The 17885-nt window shown below is 59.2% G+C and carries 11 protein-coding genes; 8 read left to right on the plus strand and 3 right to left on the minus strand.

Going from position 1 to position 17885, the window contains the following annotated elements; translation table 11 throughout:
* Positions 1–15: 15 nt before the first annotated feature.
* The gene (rdgC, locus tag AC4ICF_RS04905) at positions 16–930 is read right to left on the minus strand and encodes a recombination-associated protein RdgC (RefSeq protein ID WP_014882739.1); all 915 of its coding nucleotides are present in this window, start codon (positions 928–930) and stop codon (positions 16–18) included.
* A 123-nt stretch (positions 931–1053) separates the two neighbouring features.
* On the opposite strand from rdgC, the gene mak reads away from it, so the two are divergent.
* A complete protein-coding gene (mak, locus tag AC4ICF_RS04910; protein ID WP_316380325.1) occupies positions 1054–1959 on the plus strand; it encodes a fructokinase in 906 nt (301 codons plus the stop codon).
* Between the two features lie 75 nt (positions 1960–2034).
* Here the strand turns inward: mak and sbcC are convergent, their stop codons facing one another.
* Positions 2035–5166 carry an exonuclease subunit SbcC gene (sbcC, locus tag AC4ICF_RS04915; protein ID WP_316380326.1) on the minus strand — a complete coding sequence of 1044 codons (3132 nt, stop codon included), beginning with the start codon at positions 5164–5166 and terminating at the stop codon, positions 2035–2037.
* Positions 5163–6368, minus strand: coding sequence for an exonuclease subunit SbcD (gene sbcD, locus AC4ICF_RS04920; protein WP_316380327.1), 1206 nt, complete (start codon positions 6366–6368; stop codon positions 5163–5165). The genes sbcC and sbcD overlap by 4 nt, the downstream gene beginning before the upstream one ends.
* Before the next feature lie 187 nt (positions 6369–6555).
* Between sbcD and phoB the strand changes: the two genes are divergently transcribed.
* The 7 genes from phoB to AC4ICF_RS04955 all read left to right on the plus strand — a co-directional run bounded on the left by phoB (position 6556) and on the right by AC4ICF_RS04955 (position 17866).
* Positions 6556–7245 (plus strand): phosphate response regulator transcription factor PhoB, encoded by a 690-nt coding sequence (gene phoB, locus AC4ICF_RS04925; RefSeq protein WP_008503265.1) that lies wholly within the window; start codon positions 6556–6558, stop codon positions 7243–7245.
* Positions 7246–7266: 21 nt separating this feature from the next.
* Positions 7267–8562, plus strand: coding sequence for a phosphate regulon sensor histidine kinase PhoR (gene phoR, locus AC4ICF_RS04930; RefSeq protein WP_316380328.1), 1296 nt, complete (start codon positions 7267–7269; stop codon positions 8560–8562).
* Positions 8563–8971: 409 nt separating this feature from the next.
* Positions 8972–10291 (plus strand): branched-chain amino acid transporter carrier protein BrnQ, encoded by a 1320-nt coding sequence (gene brnQ, locus AC4ICF_RS04935; RefSeq protein ID WP_316380330.1) that lies wholly within the window; start codon positions 8972–8974, stop codon positions 10289–10291.
* Positions 10292–10372: 81 nt separating this feature from the next.
* Complete coding sequence (proY, locus tag AC4ICF_RS04940; RefSeq protein ID WP_116341648.1) at positions 10373–11746, plus strand: proline-specific permease ProY; 1374 nt, start codon at positions 10373–10375, stop codon at positions 11744–11746.
* 212 nt (positions 11747–11958) lie between these two features.
* Positions 11959–13776, plus strand: coding sequence for a maltodextrin glucosidase (gene malZ, locus AC4ICF_RS04945; protein ID WP_316380331.1), 1818 nt, complete (start codon positions 11959–11961; stop codon positions 13774–13776).
* Between the two features lie 86 nt (positions 13777–13862).
* A complete protein-coding gene (locus AC4ICF_RS04950; protein WP_316380332.1) occupies positions 13863–16484 on the plus strand; it encodes a DUF2339 domain-containing protein in 2622 nt (873 codons plus the stop codon).
* A complete protein-coding gene (locus AC4ICF_RS04955) occupies positions 16481–17866 on the plus strand; it encodes a DUF3999 domain-containing protein (RefSeq protein ID WP_316380333.1) in 1386 nt (461 codons plus the stop codon). The genes AC4ICF_RS04950 and AC4ICF_RS04955 overlap by 4 nt, the downstream gene beginning before the upstream one ends.
* Positions 17867–17885: the final 19 nt, after the last annotated feature.

A 17885-nucleotide genomic window follows, 5' to 3' on the forward strand; every position in this document is an offset into this window, starting at 1 on the left:
CCTACGTTTTGCCTGTTATCTCTGCGCTTCGCCGCCAAGACCTTCCACCAGATTCTGAATTAACGCGGCCAGCTCGCCGGTCATCAGGATAAAGTCCGCGTCAAAGCGCTGGGCGTAATCTTCCCGGTCGATATCTTCGTTCTGATCGCGCAGTTCATCGCAGAACTTCAGACGCTTCACGGAGCCGTCGTCACACATCACGAACTGAATGCGCTGCTGCCAGTCGAGCGCCAGTTTGGTGACCACTTTACCAGCCTCAATGTGTACGGCGATCTCGTCGCTCACCAGATCCTGCTTCTTCGCGCGGATCACGCCGCCATCTTCCAGCAGGGCTTTCAGCTCGGCCTCGTCCAGGATCTGGAAACCTTGCGCCGCGGTACCGCTGCGGACCCATTCGGTCAGGGTCAGCTCAATCGGCGTTTCCAGCGCCAGCGGAACGACCGGTAAAGAGCCGATGCTTTTACGCAGCAGGGCCAGCGTATCTTCGGCTTTTTTGGCGCTGGCGCAGTCCACCATAATCAGCCCGTTAACGGTATCGATCCACATCATCGTCTGGCTGAAGCGGCTAAAGGCGCGCGGCAGCAGAGAGTGCAGCACTTCGTCTTTCAGCGAATCTTTTTCGGTTTTTTTCAGCTTGCGGCCCTGTTCGGCTTCCAGCTTGAAAATTTTTGCTTCAAGCGCCTGCTTAACCACCGGCGTGGGCAGAATTTTCTCTTCTTTGCGGGCGCAGACGATGATTTGACCCGTGCTGCTGGCGTGGGTCAGTGCATCGCTTTGTGAGCCCATTGGCGGAACCCAGCCGGTTTTCGCCATATCCTGGCTACCGCAAGGGGAAAAGCTATAAGCGGCTAACTGTTTTTCCATCTCTTCTGCGCGCAGCGAAACGTCGCGGCTGAGACGGTAAACCATCAAATTTTTGAACCACAGCATGATAATTTCCACGGCCTTGTCGTTAAATCAGCGGGCATGATAACGAATTGTCGCATCGCTTGCATTGCTAATCGGGAAGCGTGCTTCTACTCTGTTGATAATCAAAATAATGAGGAGAGTCTTGTGCGTATTGGGATTGATTTGGGCGGCACCAAAACAGAAGTCATCGCACTGAGCGAGCAGGGGGAACAGCTGTTTCGCCATCGTCTGCCGACGCCGCGCGATGACTATCACCAGACGATCGAGACGATTGCCCGGCTGGTCGATATGGCCGAGCAGGCGACAGGACAAACCGGCAGCGTCGGGATGGGGATCCCGGGGTCGATCTCGCCGTATACCGGGGTGGTAAAAAACGCCAACTCCACCTGGCTCAACGGTCAGCCGTTTGATAAAGATTTAAGCGTGCGCCTGAACCGGGAAGTGCGTCTGGCCAACGACGCTAACTGCCTGGCGGTCTCTGAGGCCATCGACGGCGCGGCAGCCGGGGCGCAGACCGTGTTTGCGGTGATTATCGGTACCGGCTGCGGCGCGGGTGTGGCCTTTGGCGGACGTGCCCATATCGGCGGCAACGGCACGGCGGGCGAGTGGGGACACAACCCGCTGCCGTGGATGGATGAAGATGAGCTTAAATACCGCGCCGAGGTGCCGTGCTACTGCGGCAAGCAGGGCTGTATCGAGACGTTTATCTCCGGCACCGGTTTTGCGAACGACTACCATCGCCTGAGCGGTCAGCCGCTCAAGGGGAACGAGATTATGCGTCTGGTGGAAGAACAGGATCCCGTGGCCGAACTGGCGCTCAGCCGCTACGAAATGCGTCTGGCGAAATCGCTGGCGCACGTGGTGAATATTCTTGACCCGGACGTGATTGTGCTCGGCGGCGGCATGAGCAACGTTGATCGACTGTACGCCACGGTACCGAACCTGGTGAAACAGTGGGTCTTCGGCGGCGAGTGTGAAACCCCGATCCGTAAAGCCGTCCACGGCGACTCAAGCGGCGTGCGAGGCGCGGCGTGGTTATGGCCGGAATAAAAACAGGTTGTGTTTGTACCCTCTCCCCGTGGGAGAGGGCCAGGGTGAGGGCATCAGACCGCACCATCCCCCCATTTATTCCACCGCAAACACCCTATCCAGCCTGCTATACCCCAGCCCGTTGATTTTCTTCACCTTAATCTGCACCGGAATGCGTTCTTTCATCGCTTCAACGTGGCTGATCACCCCGATAGTTTTTCCAGTGGCGTTCAGCGCGTCGAGCGCATCCAGCGCGGTATCCAGCGTTTCACTGTCGAGCGTGCCGAACCCCTCATCCAGGAACAGGGAATCAATTCGCGTTTTATGGCTCACCAGATCGGACAGCGCTAACGCCAGCGCCAGGCTGACCAGGAAGCTTTCGCCGCCGGAGAGCGTACGCGTATCACGCACCGCATCGGCCTGCCAGGTGTCGACCACTTCCAGCTCCAGCGCCTCGCTGGCTTTGCGCTGCAGCAGATAACGCCCGTGCAGGCGGTTGAGCTGCTGGTTAGCGAGCCAGACCAGGTTATCCAGCGTCAGCCCCTGCGCGAACTTGCGGAACTTGTCGCCGGTGCTGGAGCCGATCAGCGCGTTCAGGTATCCCCAGTCATCTGCCTGGCGCGCGGCCTCTTCAATTTGCAGCATTAACGCCTGCTGATGCTGGCGGTTATCGCTGTCCTGCTTAAGCTGCTGGCGGATCTCGCCCTGATGCGTGGTGTTCTCGCGAAGCCGTTGCGCCAGCTGCTGCAGCTGGCTTTGCAGAGTTGACGCATCCGCGTCAAGTTCTTCCGGGCGCAGTGCAAGGTGCGCCTGCAGCTGCTGATTAGCCTGGCCGGAAAGGGCTGCGGCCTGCTGTATCTGGTTTTCCAGCGACTGTTTCAGCTGCTGGAGGTGACTGATAGCGTCGTCGTCCAGCAGGGCCGCAAGGAACGCCTCCCGATCGGCAAAACAGCTCGCTGCGATCGCCGCGGTGAATTGCGTCTGCGACTGCTGCAGGCGCTCGCGCTCCAGCGCTTCCTGCTGCTGCTGGACGGTGAGCTGGCTTTGCAGCGACACGCATTCATTGTGGATGTCGCGCCAGCCATCAGGGATGGCCGGTTCAGCCTCTTCGCTGTTTGTTGCCGGAAGCGTGTCGAGCAGCGGCTTCAGCGCGTTTATATGTTCCTGAAGCACGCCGTGCTGCGTTTGCTTCTCCTGCCATTGAGAGAATTCCGCTTCGCGGGCGTGCAGCCAGCCGGCTTCATTACCCTCTTCGGGAACGCTAAGCGAGAGTGCGAGCAGGGTGTGTTCCAGCGCCTGGCGGGCGGCCGTCAGCTGCTGCTGATACTGGCGCTCCTGCGCTTCCTGCTCGTTCAGCTGGTTTTGCAGGGTCAGGCGCTGGCTGAGCTGATAAAGCTGCCGCTCGTACTGTTCCTGCTCGTTCATCCATGGCGCGATATCCTCCTGAATATTCAATGCGATATTCAAAGACGCGCAGGCCTCCACCCACGCTTTAGTGAGTGCTTGCTCCTCCTGAGACAAGGCCTGCGCTTCGTCTGTCTCACGCTGGATTTGCTGAGCCAGGGCATTCACCTGCCCCAGCACCAGCAGGCCTTCCTCTTTAAGCGCGGCGACCTCTTTTTCCAGCGCATCACGGCGGCGCTGGTTATCCGTCAGCTCAAGCGACCGGTATTGCTCAACGGCAGGATGGTCACTGGAGCCGCACAGCGGACAGGGTTTGCCTGCCTCAAGCTGTGAGCGATAGCTTTCCAGATCTTTAATCGTCGCTTCACGTTCGCACAGGGCCTTCAGGTCCAGATAGTGCTGGTGTTTCTCTTTGTACTGCTGGCGGCGCAGCGCCAGCGTTTCATTGAGCTTGCTCTGCTCCGCCTGGGCTTTTTGCGCGCTTTCACCGCTCTGGCGCAGGCGCTTTTGCAGCGGCTGATAGCGGGCATGGAGCGACGTCAGCTGCTGACGCAGCGTGCGGGACCGGGACTGCTGCTCCATGGCCGCGCTGACCTCATCCGCCGTCAGCGTCAGCGTATTTTCCGGCATCTCCGCCAGCTTCTGACGTAGCTCAGTCATCCGCGCAGCAAGTGCGGCGAGCTGACTTTTGTCACGGTTTAGCTGTGAGAACTGGGCGCGCCAGCCGGCAATTTCCTGTCCCAGCAGGCGATAACGCTCGTGCTCCGCCAGCCACTGCGCCAGTGCCGTCAGTTCGGCCTGTAGCCGCTCATGGGTACGCAGGGCGGTATTGCGGATCCGCGCGCGCAGTGCGGTTTTAGTCTGTAAGCGAGTATTTACTTCGTTAATTCGCTGCTGGGTTTGCGTCAGACGTGAGGTTTGCTCCTGCTGGTGCTCCCAGAGCGGACGAAGCTGGGCGGCGGGCAGAGCAAGCTGGAGCTTTGCCAGTTCCGGCGCCGCGTTCGTTAGCGCCTGTTGCGCCTGCTGCTGCAGGGCGGTGACGCGCTGCTGCTCCTGCACAAGCTCGTCATGGCGCGTAAGCCACTGAAAATCTTTCTGCTGTCGCTGCTGTTGGGCCAGCAGGGTTTTCTCTTCGTCAGTAAGTGCCTGCAAACTTTGCTGCAACTGCTGCTGTTGCGCTTCGCTGAGCAGCACGACGCCCGCCGCCTGCGCCTCGTACTTTTCCAGCACGCCGCGTGCAGCTTTGTGTTTTTCAAACACCATGGCGGAAATCTGACCGTAGATCTCGGTGCCGGTTAGCTCTTCCAGCAATTCTGCGCGATCGCCCGGTTTGGCATTCAGGAAGGCGGCAAACTGTCCCTGCGAGAGCAGCATCGAGCGGGTAAAGCGGCCGTAGTCCAGCCCGGTGAGCGCCGCGGTTTGCTCCAGTTTATCCGAAACCTTATCGGCCAGAATCTTGCCGTCCTCGCAGCGGGCCAGCTCCACGCGCGGTGCCTGTAAGTTCCCGTCCGGCTGGTTGCGCGCCCGGTTCTGGCTCCAGAAGGCGCGATAGGCAACGCCTTTCACCTCAAACTCCACTTCCGCCAGGCACTCGGCTGTATCGCGTGTCATCAGGTCGTTTTGCGCCTGAGAGACCTTATTCAGGCGCGGCGTTTCGTGGTAGAGCGCAAGGCAGATGGCGTCGAGCAGGGTAGTTTTGCCCGCACCGGTTGCGCCAGTGATGGCAAACAGGCCGTTGCTGGCAAACGGCTCCGCGGTGAAGTCAATTTTCCACTCGCCCTTGAGGGAGTTGAGATTTTTCAGACGCAGGCTCAGAATTTTCATGCGTTTTCTTCCTCGTCATTGAGGGCGTGCAGGGTATGGCTGAACAGCTCGTTGAGCCGGAGGCGCTTCGCATCATCGATCTCTTCCTGCGACAGGCGGCGTTCAAATACCTCTTCTACCCGCAGTTCACTGAGGGTTTCGCGCTGGGTGCCGAGCAGAATTTTCTCGCGCTGCTCGCGGCTGCGGCGCACCAGCAACACCTCTACCGGCAACTCTTCGGTCAGCGCCTGAATTTTCCGCTGCATATCGTGGAGATAGTCGTCGGTGGTGATTTCGATATCCAGCCAGACGGGCGGGTTAAGCTCCGCGCCGCGCCACTGCTCAAGCTGGGCGGTAATGGCGTCCAGATCGCCCTTCAGCACCGCCAGCGGCTGGGTGACCGGCACCTCCAGCGTCTCGACGGCGCTGAGTTTACCCTCGCTGAAGCTCACCAGATGCACGGACTTGGCTTTCCCGGTTTCATCGAAGCTGAGCGAAATAGGGGAACCACAGTAGCGGATATGCTCGCAGCCGCCGATGACCTGGGCACGGTGAATGTGCCCGAGCGCGATGTAGTCGGCTGGCGGGAAGTTTTGCGCCGGGAACGCATCCAGCGTGCCGATATAGATCTCGCGGACAGCGTCACTTTTACTGGCCCCGACGGTGGTGAGGTGCCCGGTGGCAATGACCGGAATGGCCTGTTCACCGCGCAGGGCGCAGGCATCGGCATGCTGCTGGTGGTAATAATCGGTGATGGCCTGTAATAAATGCTGCTGCTTTTCCGCACCCGACAGCCCCGCCTGGCTTTGCACGATGTCGCGCGGCCGTAAAAACGGAATGGGGCACAGTACCGCCCCCGGGGTGCCGTCGCGTTTTTTCAGGATCTGGGGCGCGTGCCCGGCGCTGGCGACCACGGTGGTATTGAGAAACGCCAGGATGTCGCGGGATTCATTGAGCGTCGCGACGGAATCATGGTTGCCGGCGACAATCACCAGATGACAGCCGGTCTGCTGCAGGTTGACAACGAAGCGGTTGTACAGCTCACGCGCATAGCTGGGGGGCGAGCCGGTATCAAAGATGTCACCCGCCACGATAATCGCGTCCACCTCGTGCGTCCGGGCCGTTTCCAGCAGCCAGTTCAGGAACGCTTCATGTTCAGCCGCACGGCTTTTGCTGTAAAAATTTTGACCCAGATGCCAGTCCGAGGTGTGAAGTATGCGCATAGGAGATCCGTGGCGAAAAACGATGCGGGCGATTATAAACTGTCAGGGAGAGGAAAATAACCGCTGTAATAAAACAACAGTTTGCCATTTGTAGTGGTACTGTTTTTCATAAATCTGTCATAAAACTGACGCATAATGGCGCCGCATTACAAACTTGTAACTTAAATAAGATAAGACAGGGCAAAGTATGGCGAGACGTATTCTGGTCGTAGAAGATGAAGCTCCAATTCGTGAAATGGTGTGCTTCGTGCTCGAACAAAATGGCTTCCAGCCGGTTGAAGCGGAAGATTATGACAGCGCGGTGAACCAGCTGAATGAACCCTGGCCCGATCTGATTCTGCTTGACTGGATGTTGCCCGGCGGCTCCGGACTGCAGTTTATCAAACACCTGAAGCGTGAAGCGCTGACCCGCGATATTCCGGTTGTGATGCTCACGGCGCGCGGAGAGGAAGAGGATCGCGTGCGCGGTCTGGAGACCGGCGCGGACGATTACATTACCAAGCCTTTCTCCCCGAAAGAGCTGGTAGCGCGCATTAAGGCCGTCATGCGCCGGATTTCGCCGATGGCGGTGGAAGAGGTGATCGAAATGCAGGGCCTCAGCCTTGACCCCACCTCACACCGCGTGATGACCGGCGAAAACCCCCTCGACATGGGGCCTACCGAATTTAAACTCCTGCACTTCTTTATGACCCATCCGGAACGCGTTTACAGCCGCGAGCAGTTGCTGAATAACGTCTGGGGAACTAACGTGTATGTCGAAGACCGGACGGTTGACGTACATATCCGCCGCCTGCGAAAAGCGCTGGAACTGAGCGGCCACGATCGCATGGTACAGACGGTCCGCGGCACGGGTTATCGTTTCTCGACCCGTTTCTGAACAATGACAGGAGTGTGACGCGTGCTGGAACGTCTGTCATGGAAAAGGCTCGTCTTTGAACTGATCTTATGCTGTATTCCGGCCCTTATTCTGGGGGCCTTTCTTGGGCATCTGCCGTGGTTTCTGCTGGCGGCGGTCACCGGGCTGTTAGTCTGGCATTTCTGGAACCTGCTGCGTCTCTCATGGTGGCTGTGGGTTGACCGCAGCATGACGCCGCCGCCGGGAAGCGGCAGCTGGGAGCCGCTGCTGTACGGTCTGCACCAGATGCAGATGCGTAATAAAAAGCGCCGTCGCGAGCTGGGAAGCCTGATCAAACGCTTTCGCAGCGGTGCAGAGTCGCTGCCGGATGCGGTGATCCTGACAACCGAAGAAGGGACAATCTTCTGGTGTAACGGCCTTGCGCAACAGCTGCTGGGCCTGCGCTGGCCGGACGATAATGGTCAGAACATCCTCAATCTTCTGCGTTATCCCGAGTTCACGCTGTATCTGAAAAAGCGTGATTTTACCCGTCCACACAATCTGAAGCTGAATAACGGTCGCCATCTGGAAATCCGCGTTATGCCCTACAGCGATCGCCAGTGGCTGATGGTGGCGCGCGACGTTACCCAGATGCACCAGCTGGAAGGGGCGCGTCGTAACTTCTTCGCCAATGTGAGCCACGAGCTACGCACCCCGTTGACCGTGCTGCAGGGCTACCTGGAGATGATGCAGGAGCAAACCCTGGAAGGCGCGCCGCGTGAAAAAGCGCTACACACGATGCGCGAGCAAACGCACCGGATGGAAGGGCTGGTGAAACAGCTGCTGACGCTCTCGAAGATTGAAGCGGCGCCGTCGCTTGCGCTGAATGACACCATAGATGTGCCAATGATGCTGCGCGTCGTGGAGCGTGAAGCGCAGACGTTAAGCCATAAAAAACATCAGTTGACCTTTGAGGTCGACAACACGCTGAAGGTGCTGGGCAGCGAAGATGAACTGCGTAGCGCCATCTCCAACCTGGTGTACAACGCGGTAAACCATACGCCGGAAGGGACGGATATCGTGGTGCGCTGGCAGCATACGCCGACAGGCGCCGAGTTTAGCGTGGAGGATAACGGGCCGGGGATTGCCCCGGAGCATATTCCGCGCCTGACCGAGCGTTTCTACCGGGTGGATAAAGCGCGTTCGCGGCAGACGGGGGGGAGCGGACTGGGGCTGGCGATTGTGAAACACGCGGTGAATCACCATGAAAGCCGTCTTGATATCCAGAGTACCCTGGGTAAGGGAACCCGCTTCAGTTTCGTTATCCCGGAACGATTAATTGCCAAAAAGAGCGCCTGACGGCAGGCGTGTCATTTTACCTTTCCACGGGTCAGCGTTTGCTGGCCCGTTTGCTTTGCAGTCAAGCGAAACGCGTGTGAATTTTATACGGCTGGCTGTTTTTTGTTCGCATGATTAGCCATGGGTTTTTCTTATAATTAGCGTATTGTGCTGGAGTGTATTTTCATGCTGGCATATTGTTCTGGTTTTACGATCCCACCTTGCCTTTAAACGTTATAAGCGTTTAAATTGCCCCCCAGATACTGTCAGACCGACTGTATTTGCGTGGTAAATCGAAAAACTATTCTTCTCCACGCCAGGACGGGAGCATTTCCCGCTGAAATTGAGCAAATTTTCGGCTGTATCGTCCCGTCAGGGGAATCGAAAATCTCAACGTTTTCAACACCACATCCACAGGCAGTAAGGTTTTATGACCCATCACTTAAAATCGCGTGACATTATCGCGCTGGGCTTTATGACATTTGCGCTGTTCGTTGGCGCAGGCAACATCATTTTCCCTCCAATGGTTGGCTTACAGGCGGGTGAACACGTCTGGACCGCCGCGTTTGGTTTCCTGATTACTGCCGTGGGTCTGCCGGTCCTGACCGTTGTCGCGCTGGCGAAAGTCGGCGGCGGCGTGGATAGCCTCAGCACCCCGATTGGTAAAGTGGCGGGCGTACTGCTGGCTACCGTCTGCTATCTGGCCGTTGGCCCGCTGTTTGCGACCCCGCGTACCGCGACCGTTTCCTTCGAAGTAGGTATTGCTCCTCTGACCGGCGACGGCGCGATGCCGCTGTTTATCTACAGCCTGATTTACTTTGCCATCGTGATCCTGGTTTCCCTCTATCCGGGCAAGCTGCTGGACACGGTCGGTAACTTCCTGGCACCGCTGAAAATTGTGGCGCTGATCGTGCTGGCCGTGGCGGCCATCATCTGGCCAGCCGGTCCAATTAGCGACGCGATGGACGCCTATAAAAACGCCGCGTTCTCTAACGGCTTTGTGAACGGCTACCTGACGATGGATACGCTGGGCGCGATGGTGTTTGGTATCGTTATCGTTAACGCCGCGCGTTCCCGCGGTGTGACCGAAGCGCGTCTGCTGACCCGCTATACCATCTGGGCTGGCCTGATGGCCGGCGTGGGGCTGACGCTGCTGTATCTGGCACTGTTCCGCCTGGGCTCTGATAGCGCGATGCTGGTTGATCAAAACGCCAACGGTGCGGCTATCCTGCACGGTTACGTTCAGCACACCTTCGGTGGTGCGGGCAGTATGCTGCTGGCGGCACTGATCTTCCTGGCGTGCCTGGTAACCGCGGTTGGCCTGACCTGCGCCTGCGCAGAGTTCTTTGCGCAGTATCTGCCGCTCTCATACCGTACCCTGGTGTTTATCCTCGGTATCTTCTCCATGGCGGTGTCCAACCTCGGTCTGAGCCACCTGATTCAGGTCTCGATTCCGGTGCTGACGGCGATTTATCCGCCGTGCATCGTGCTGGTGGTGTTGAGCTTCACCCGTCCGTGGTGGCATAACTCCTCACGAATTATTGCGCCAGCTATGTTTATCAGCCTGATTTTTGGTATCCTTGACGGGATTAAAGCATCAGCGTTCGCTGAAATTCTGCCAGCCTGGACACAGCGTCTGCCGCTGTCCGAGCAGGGCCTGGCCTGGCTGATGCCTACCGTTGTTGCACTGGTTCTGGCGGTTATCTGGGATCGTGCTGCAGGGCGTCAGGTCGCATCTAACGCTCATTAATCAACGGCAACAAACTGTTTAACCACGGGGCTTAAGGCCCCGTGGTTTTTTGTTTTTTTCGTGTTGAATGGCAAGATTTAAATGGAAAGCACTAACAAACTTAAACGTGGATTGAGCACGCGCCACATCCGCTTTATGGCGCTGGGCTCTGCTATCGGCACCGGTCTTTTTTATGGCTCGGCAGATGCCATCAAAATGGCCGGTCCCAGCGTTCTGCTGGCGTACATTATCGGCGGCGTGGCGGCGTATATCATCATGCGCGCCCTCGGCGAAATGTCGGTTCACAACCCGTCTGCCAGCTCCTTCTCCCGCTACGCGCAGGAAAACCTCGGCCCGCTGGCCGGGTTTATCACCGGCTGGACCTACTGCTTTGAAATTTTGATTGTGGCGATTGCCGACGTGACGGCATTCGGCATCTATATGGGCGTCTGGTTCCCGGCGGTGCCGCACTGGATTTGGGTGCTGAGCGTGGTGCTGATCATTTGCGCCGTCAACCTGATGAGCGTGAAGGTGTTCGGCGAGCTGGAGTTCTGGTTCTCCTTCTTCAAGGTCGCCACCATCATCATCATGATTGTGGCCGGTTTCGGGATCATTATCTGGGGAATTGGCAACGGCGGGCAGCCGACCGGTATTCACAACCTCTGGAGCAACGGTGGCTTCTTCAGCAACGGCTGGCTCGGGATGGTCATGTCGCTGCAAATGGTGATGTTCGCCTACGGCGGTATCGAGATTATCGGTATCACCGCCGGGGAAGCGAAAGATCCAGAGAAGTCCATTCCGCGCGCCATCAACTCGGTGCCGATGCGTATTCTGGTGTTCTATGTGGGTACGCTGTTCGTGATTATGTCCATCTACCCGTGGAATCAGGTGGGTACCAACGGTAGCCCGTTTGTTCTGACCTTCCAGCATATGGGGATTGCCTTTGCGGCCAGCATTCTTAACTTTGTGGTGCTAACCGCGTCGCTCTCCGCGATAAACAGTGACGTCTTTGGCGTGGGCCGCATGCTTCACGGCATGGCGGAGCAGGGCAGCGCGCCGAAGGTGTTCGCCAAAACGTCACGCCGCGGCACGCCGTGGGTGACGGTGGTGGTGATGACCGTAGCGCTGCTGTTCTCGGTTTACCTGAATTACATCATGCCGGAGAACGTTTTCCTGGTGATTGCGTCCCTGGCGACCTTCGCGACGGTATGGGTATGGATCATGATCCTGCTGTCGCAGATTGCCTTCCGCCGTCGTCTGTCGCCGGATGAGGCGAAAGCGCTGAAGTTTAAGGTGCCGGGCGGGGTGGCGACGACCGTGGTCGGGCTGATCTTCCTGGTGTTTATCATTGGCCTGATTGGCTACCACCCGGATACCCGCATTTCCCTGTACGTGGGCTGTGCGTGGATCGTTCTGTTGCTGATCGGCTGGGTGTTTAAGTGCCGCCGCGACCGCCAGCTGGCGGAAGCACAGTAATATTTGTATTACTTGTTCCGTGGAACGGAATTACCCCAATAGCCGCATGTTTCCCCCTCACCCCAGCCCTCTCCCTCAAGGGAGAGGGAGCTGTCCGTGCGGGCATTATTACCTCCTCCCCCGTCCTCCTCCCCCAATAAATCACGTCATGGTGAGCTATCCTTAACCACCCTGTGGCAAGGTGACGTCAATTTCATCAGAGGGGATTCGTGATGTTAAACGCCTGGCACCTTCCGGTTGCCCCATTTGTTAAGCAAAACAAAGACAACCTTGTGATTACGCTCTGGCTGGCGGGGGAAAACCAGCCTGAACGCGTGACGCTTCGCGCCGAAATTGATAACGAAGAGACCGGGCTGAAAATGCACAAGCTGCGCAGCCAGCCGCAGCCGGGGATCACCGCGTGGCGCGCGAATATCGATTTGCGCAGCGGGCAGCCGCGCCGTCGATACAGCTTCAAGCTGCTGTGGAACAACCGTCAGCTGTGGTTTACCCCGCAGGGGTTTAGCCGTTTCCCGCCCGCGCGGCTGGAGCAGTTTGCCGTCGATTATCCTGATAACGGCCCGCAGTGGGTTAACGAACAGGTCTTTTACCAGATTTTCCCGGACCGCTTTGCGCGCAGCGAAAAACGCACCGCCGACCAGGACAAGGTCTATTTCCATCATGCTGCCGGTCACGACATCATCCTGAAAAAATGGGATGAACCGGTGACGGCGCAGGCAGGTGGCTCGACGTTCTACGGCGGCGATCTCGACGGCATCAGCGAAAAGCTGCCGTACCTGAAAAAACTGGGCGTGACGGCGCTGTACCTCAACCCGGTGTTTAAAGCCCCGAGCGTGCACAAATACGATACCGAAGATTATCGCCACGTTGATGAGCAGTTTGGCGGCGACGAGGCGCTGCTGCGCTTGCGTAAGAATACGCAAAAAGAGGGGATGCGCCTGATCCTGGACGGCGTGTTCAACCACAGCGGCGATTCGCACGCCTGGTTTGACCGCCATAACCAGTCGATGGGCGGGGCATGTCATAACCCGGACTCGCCGCAGCGCGACTGGTACAGCTTTAACGAAGAGGGCCGCGCGCTGGACTGGCTGGGATACCCGAGCCTGCCGAAGCTGGATTTCCAGTCGCCTTCTCTGATTGATGAAATTTACGGCGGTGAAGACAGCATCGTCCGTCACTGGCTGAAGGCGCCGTGGAATATGGACGGCTGGCGCCTGGACGTGGTGCATATGCTCGGTGAAGCGGGCGGGGCGCGGAATAACCTTCAGCACGTCGCCGGGATCGCGCGCTCGGCAAAATCGGCCCAGCCGGAGGCGTTTGTGTTTGGCGAACACTTTGGCGACGCGCGGCAGTGGCTGCAAAACGATGCGGAAGATGCGGCGATGAACTATCGCGGCTTTACCTTCCCGCTGTGGGGATTCCTGGCAAATACCGATATCTCCTACGATCCGAACCATATCGATGCCGAAACCTGCGCAGCGTGGATGGATAACTATCGCGCAGGCCTGTCGCATCAGCAGCAGCTGCGGATGTTTAACCAGCTCGATAGCCACGATACCGCGCGCTTTAAATCCCTGCTCGGCAAGGACATCGCACGTTTCCCCCTGGCGGTCACATGGCTCTTCACCTGGCCGGGTGTGCCGTGCATTTACTACGGAGATGAAGTGGGGCTGGACGGCAACAACGATCCGTTCTGCCGCAAAACTTTCCCGTGGGAGGAAGAGAAACAGGACAAGGTGCTGTTCAGCCTGTATCAGCGGCTGGCGAAACTGCGCAAGCAGAGCCTTGCCCTGCGCTACGGTGGCTGTCAGGTAGTGTACGCCCACGATAACGTGGTGGTGTTTGTCCGCGTCTATAACCAGCAGCGCGTGCTGGTGGCGATCAACCGGGGCGAGGGCTGTGAAGTGGTGCTGGATGATTCACCGCTGCTAAAGGTGGCGATGTGGAAGAATAAAGAGGGCAAGGCGACGATGCAGGACGGCGTGCTGGCGCTGCCTGCGGTATCCGCGACGGTCTGGCTCGGCAGCTAATCCGCTAATGTTTCCACCTTTTAAGATGGCGCAAATGCAACGATTTGTGTCAATCTTAACGGATTGTATACGGTGAAGGTGGAAACATGGACGAGCTTTACATCCTTGGCTGTTTGTTCCTGGTTTTTGCGCTGCTGGTTGCGCCCGTGCTCGCGGTTATCGGGTTTAATCGAAGCACGGCGGCACAGCAGGAGATCGCCCGGCTACGCCAGCGCATTGAGGCGCTTGAGCAGCGCGGCGCGGCAGAGATAGCGCCGGAGCCAGAACAGGTGCAAGCTGCTACTCCGGCGGTCGTGACCGCGCTGGTGGCTGAGGACGCTCCCGCGCCTGTCGATCCCTGGCGTCCCGAAATTCCCGCTATCGAGGCCGAACCCGCTCCGGCCCCTGCGCCTGCGGCTAAACAGCCTTCTGCCTTTGGCGGCATAGTGACCTCGCTGGCGCGCTGGTTTATGCAGGGCAATCCCCTGGCGAAGCTTGGCATTCTGCTGCTCTTCCTGGGTCTTTCATTCCTGCTGCGCTATACCGTTGAACATTCCCTGTTCCCGCTTGAGCTGCGCCTGGTGGCGACGGCGCTGTTTGCCATCGTTCTGCTGGCGGTTGGGTGGCGGCTGCGGCACAGGCAGCCGGTCTACGCGCTTATCTTGCAGGGCGGGGCGACGGGCATTCTCTACCTGACGGTCTTCGGCGCCTTCCGGCTCTGGCAGATGCTGCCGATGACGCTGGCCTTTGCGCTGCTGGTGGTGATTTGCGCCGCGAGCGTCGGGCTGGCGGTGCTGCAAAAGGCGTTGAGCCTTGCCATGCTGGCGAGCCTCGGCGGGTATCTTGCGCCGCTGCTGCTATCTACCGGGGGCGGCAACTTTGTGGCGCTGTTCTCCTTCTATCTCCTGCTTTCCATCGGCATTCTCGCCATCAGCATCTGGCAGCACTGGCGCGAGCTTAACCTGCTCGGGCTGCTCTTTACCTTTGGCGTGGGCGGCCTGTGGGGGCTGAGTGATTACCAGCCTGAAGACTATTGGATCTGCCAGCTGTTCCTGATTGCCAATACGCTGATATTCGGCGTGCTGAGCGTGGCGCTGTCGCTGCGGGCGCAGGAGAAAGGAAAGCAGATTATTGACGGCGTGCTGCTGTTTGCCCCGCCGCTGATAGGCTTTGGGATGCAGTACGGTATGACCCGGCACTGGGAATATGGCCCGGCCCTGAGCGCGCTGGGATACGGGGCGTTTTATCTTACCCTCGCGTTCCTTGCGCTGCGGCGCTATCCCTCCATCGGACGACCGCTGGTGATGGCAGCGCTGGCCATCGGCGGCGGATTTGCCACGCTCGCCATTCCGCTGGCGCTCTCCGCGCGGTGGACGGCGATGGCCTGGGCGCTTGAGGGGCTGGGTATCCTCTGGCTGGGCGTGCAGCAGCACCAGCGGCGCATGAGCTATAGCGGGACGGCGCTGCTGGTGCTGGCGCTCGGCAGCGCGCTGTGGGCGCAGATGAACGGCGTTACGCCGCTGAGCCTGCTGCTGATCTTCACCATCCTCAGCCTTTGCTGGCTGGCTGCGGCCTGGCTGTGGCGGAACCTCTTTCTGCCGGTTAGCTGGGCGCTGCTGGCAGGCGGGCTGCTGTTCTGGCTCGTGGCGCTATTTGGCGCGTCGCGGCTGGTGTTGAAGCAGGAACTGCCTGTTCTGGCGGGCGTGCTGGCACTGACGGCGGCGTCGGTCTGGGGCTGGCGGCAGGCTGCGGCTCGTCTGGCGTGGCGGGAACTGGATGCCAGCAAATGGCTGCTGTGGCCGCTGATGCTGGTGATGGTGGGCTATCAGCTCTCGCACCAGCAGATGTTTGCCGCCGGCTGGTCAAATCTGGCCTGGGGAATCGCGCTTCCTGCCGCGTTGATGCTGCTGCGGCGCGACGGCGCCCGTTTAGCGCCGCGCATCTCTGGGGGGCTGCACCTGTCTCTGTTCTGGATGATTTTACTGGTGCTGGCGGCGGAGCTTTACTGGTTTGCCCGGTCGCTGCCGTGGGGCATGGCGGCCTGGGGCAGCGGGCTGGCAATGGCCGCAGGCGGCGGGGTGATTATGGCGCTCTCTGCGGCGGTACGCCGTCGCGGGTGGCCGTTCCGGGAGTGGCCCGCACTCTACGCGTGTATAGCACCGATCCCCGTGGTCGCGGCGCTGCTGGTATTGCTGGTGGTGACCAATTTCCAGGACGGCGTGGTTTACCGTCAGACCTGGCTGCCGCTGGTGAATCCGCTTGAGGAAGGCGCGGCGTTCGCGCTGCTGGGGCTGGTGGTCTTTTATCAGATGGTGGAACGCTACTACCCGGCACTGCTTTCGCAGGCACGTCCGTGGCCTGCCGTCGCGATTATGGCGTTTGGCTTCTGGTGGCTTAACGGTGCGCTGATGCGCGCCCTGGCCTGGTACGGCGACGTGGCCTGGAATATGGCATCACTGTGGGATTCGCGACTTATCCAGACCTCGTTTGCCCTGTTCTGGATGCTGAGCGCGCTGGTGATCATGGTCCACGCCACCCGCCGGGCTTCCCGTCAGGAGTGGCTTGGCGGTGCCGCGCTGCTGGGGGTGGTGATGGTTAAACTGATGCTGGTGGACAGCGCGGGCGGAGGCGGTCTGTCACGCGCGGTGGCGTTTATCGGCGTGGCAATACTGGTGCTGATCGTGGGGTATTTCTCGCCGCTGCCGCCCAAAACAGGAGATGAAAAATGAAATGGATGAAAGCGGTAGCCTGTACCGCGCTGCTGGCGCTTGCCGTCCCGGGGTTCTGCGAAGAGGTACAAACGGAATCGCCCCGGGACTATGTCTTTGGCCGCTCGCTGGATACGTCTGCTCCTTCCCAGTGGTATCGGGTGACGCTGCCGCTCGCCGTCTATGCGCAGAGCACGTCGCCGGATCTGCATGACGTTCGCGTCTTTAATCAGTCGGGCGAGCCGGTTCCCTTCAGCCTGGTTACCGCGACGCGCCCGCAGGCGGCAGCGCAATCCACGGCGCTGCGCCTCTTTCCGCTGGACGCGTCGCCCCTTGCGCCTGCGCGAGGGGGTGAGGAGAGCGATAAGATCCTGCTCCGTTCCGCAAACGGCGTTGAGATTGTGCTTGAAGGACAAAAAGCCGCCGCAACCGGGCAGCATTATCTGCTGACCCTGCCGGAGCAGGATACGGGGGAAATAAGGCTGTCCCAATTACAGCTGCTCTGGAATACCCCTCAGACGCCGTGGCAGGGAACGGCGTCGGTCTATTACAGCGAGGATCTTAAGCGCTGGTATACCCTGCGTGAGGATATGCCGCTGCTGGACGTGGTGAGCGGGCAGGATCGTCTTAAGCTGGATCGGATCGATACCGATATTGTTTTGTCTCCCGATACGAACCGCTATCTCCTGGTGGTGCTGAACGCGCAGAGCCAGGGAATAACCTTGACCGGCGTAAACGCAATCAGCGCACCTGCCCAGGCGGCCCCGGAAGCGATCGACCTTGAGGGGGAAGGGGAGCAACTTTCGACAAGCGAAGCGCAGTGGCGCTGGGCGCGTCCGCAGCCGCTGAGTGCTGTCAGCATCTCACTGAACGGCGATGGCGTCCTTCCCGTGGAGATAGCGTGGCGGAGTTCGGATAAAGACGCATGGCACCCCCTGAAAAAAGAGGTTCTTTACCGTCTGGAGGGAAAAACGTCTCCACCAGTTTCGCTTAACGGGGGCCTGGTGCAGGCGGTGAAAGTCACGACGCTGAATGCGCGCCTGCCGGAGTACCTGCCGAGCGTCACCGGGCATCGCGATCGCTATGACCTGGTGTTCAACGCGCAGGGAAAAGCACCGTACGTGCTCGCCTGGGGTAACGGGGCGGCAAAACCAGCCAGCGTGGAGCCTGACATGCTGATCCCAGCCGATCTGCGCAAGACCTATGATATGGCGAACCTGCCGCAGGCCGACATTCTGGGGGATGTCGCATTAGGCGGCGAGGGGCGTCTGACCGCGACCTCTGCGTCCGAGCGGGAGAGCAGGATGAACGCGCTGCTGGTGTGGGGCGTGCTGATTGCGGGCGTGATTCTGCTGGTGGGTATGGCCTGGCGCATCTGGCGAGAGACGCAGCGTAAGGCATAAAAAAAGGCCCGCATAAGCG

This window comes from Enterobacter sp. ECC_219_Taxon_10, from assembly GCF_058354905.1.

Coding starts and splice junctions, on each gene's coding strand:
- rdgC (WP_014882739.1), bottom strand. CDS start 930: ATGCTGTGGTTCAAAAATTTGATGGTTTACCGTCTCAGCCGCGACGTT.
- brnQ (WP_316380330.1), top strand. CDS start 8,972: ATGACCCATCACTTAAAATCGCGTGACATTATCGCGCTGGGCTTTATG.
- AC4ICF_RS04950 (WP_316380332.1), top strand. CDS start 13,863: ATGGACGAGCTTTACATCCTTGGCTGTTTGTTCCTGGTTTTTGCGCTG.
- malZ (WP_316380331.1), top strand. CDS start 11,959: ATGTTAAACGCCTGGCACCTTCCGGTTGCCCCATTTGTTAAGCAAAAC.
- phoB (WP_008503265.1), top strand. CDS start 6,556: ATGGCGAGACGTATTCTGGTCGTAGAAGATGAAGCTCCAATTCGTGAA.
- AC4ICF_RS04955 (WP_316380333.1), top strand. CDS start 16,481: ATGAAATGGATGAAAGCGGTAGCCTGTACCGCGCTGCTGGCGCTTGCC.
- sbcC (WP_316380326.1), bottom strand. CDS start 5,166: ATGAAAATTCTGAGCCTGCGTCTGAAAAATCTCAACTCCCTCAAGGGC.
- sbcD (WP_316380327.1), bottom strand. CDS start 6,368: ATGCGCATACTTCACACCTCGGACTGGCATCTGGGTCAAAATTTTTAC.
- proY (WP_116341648.1), top strand. CDS start 10,373: ATGGAAAGCACTAACAAACTTAAACGTGGATTGAGCACGCGCCACATC.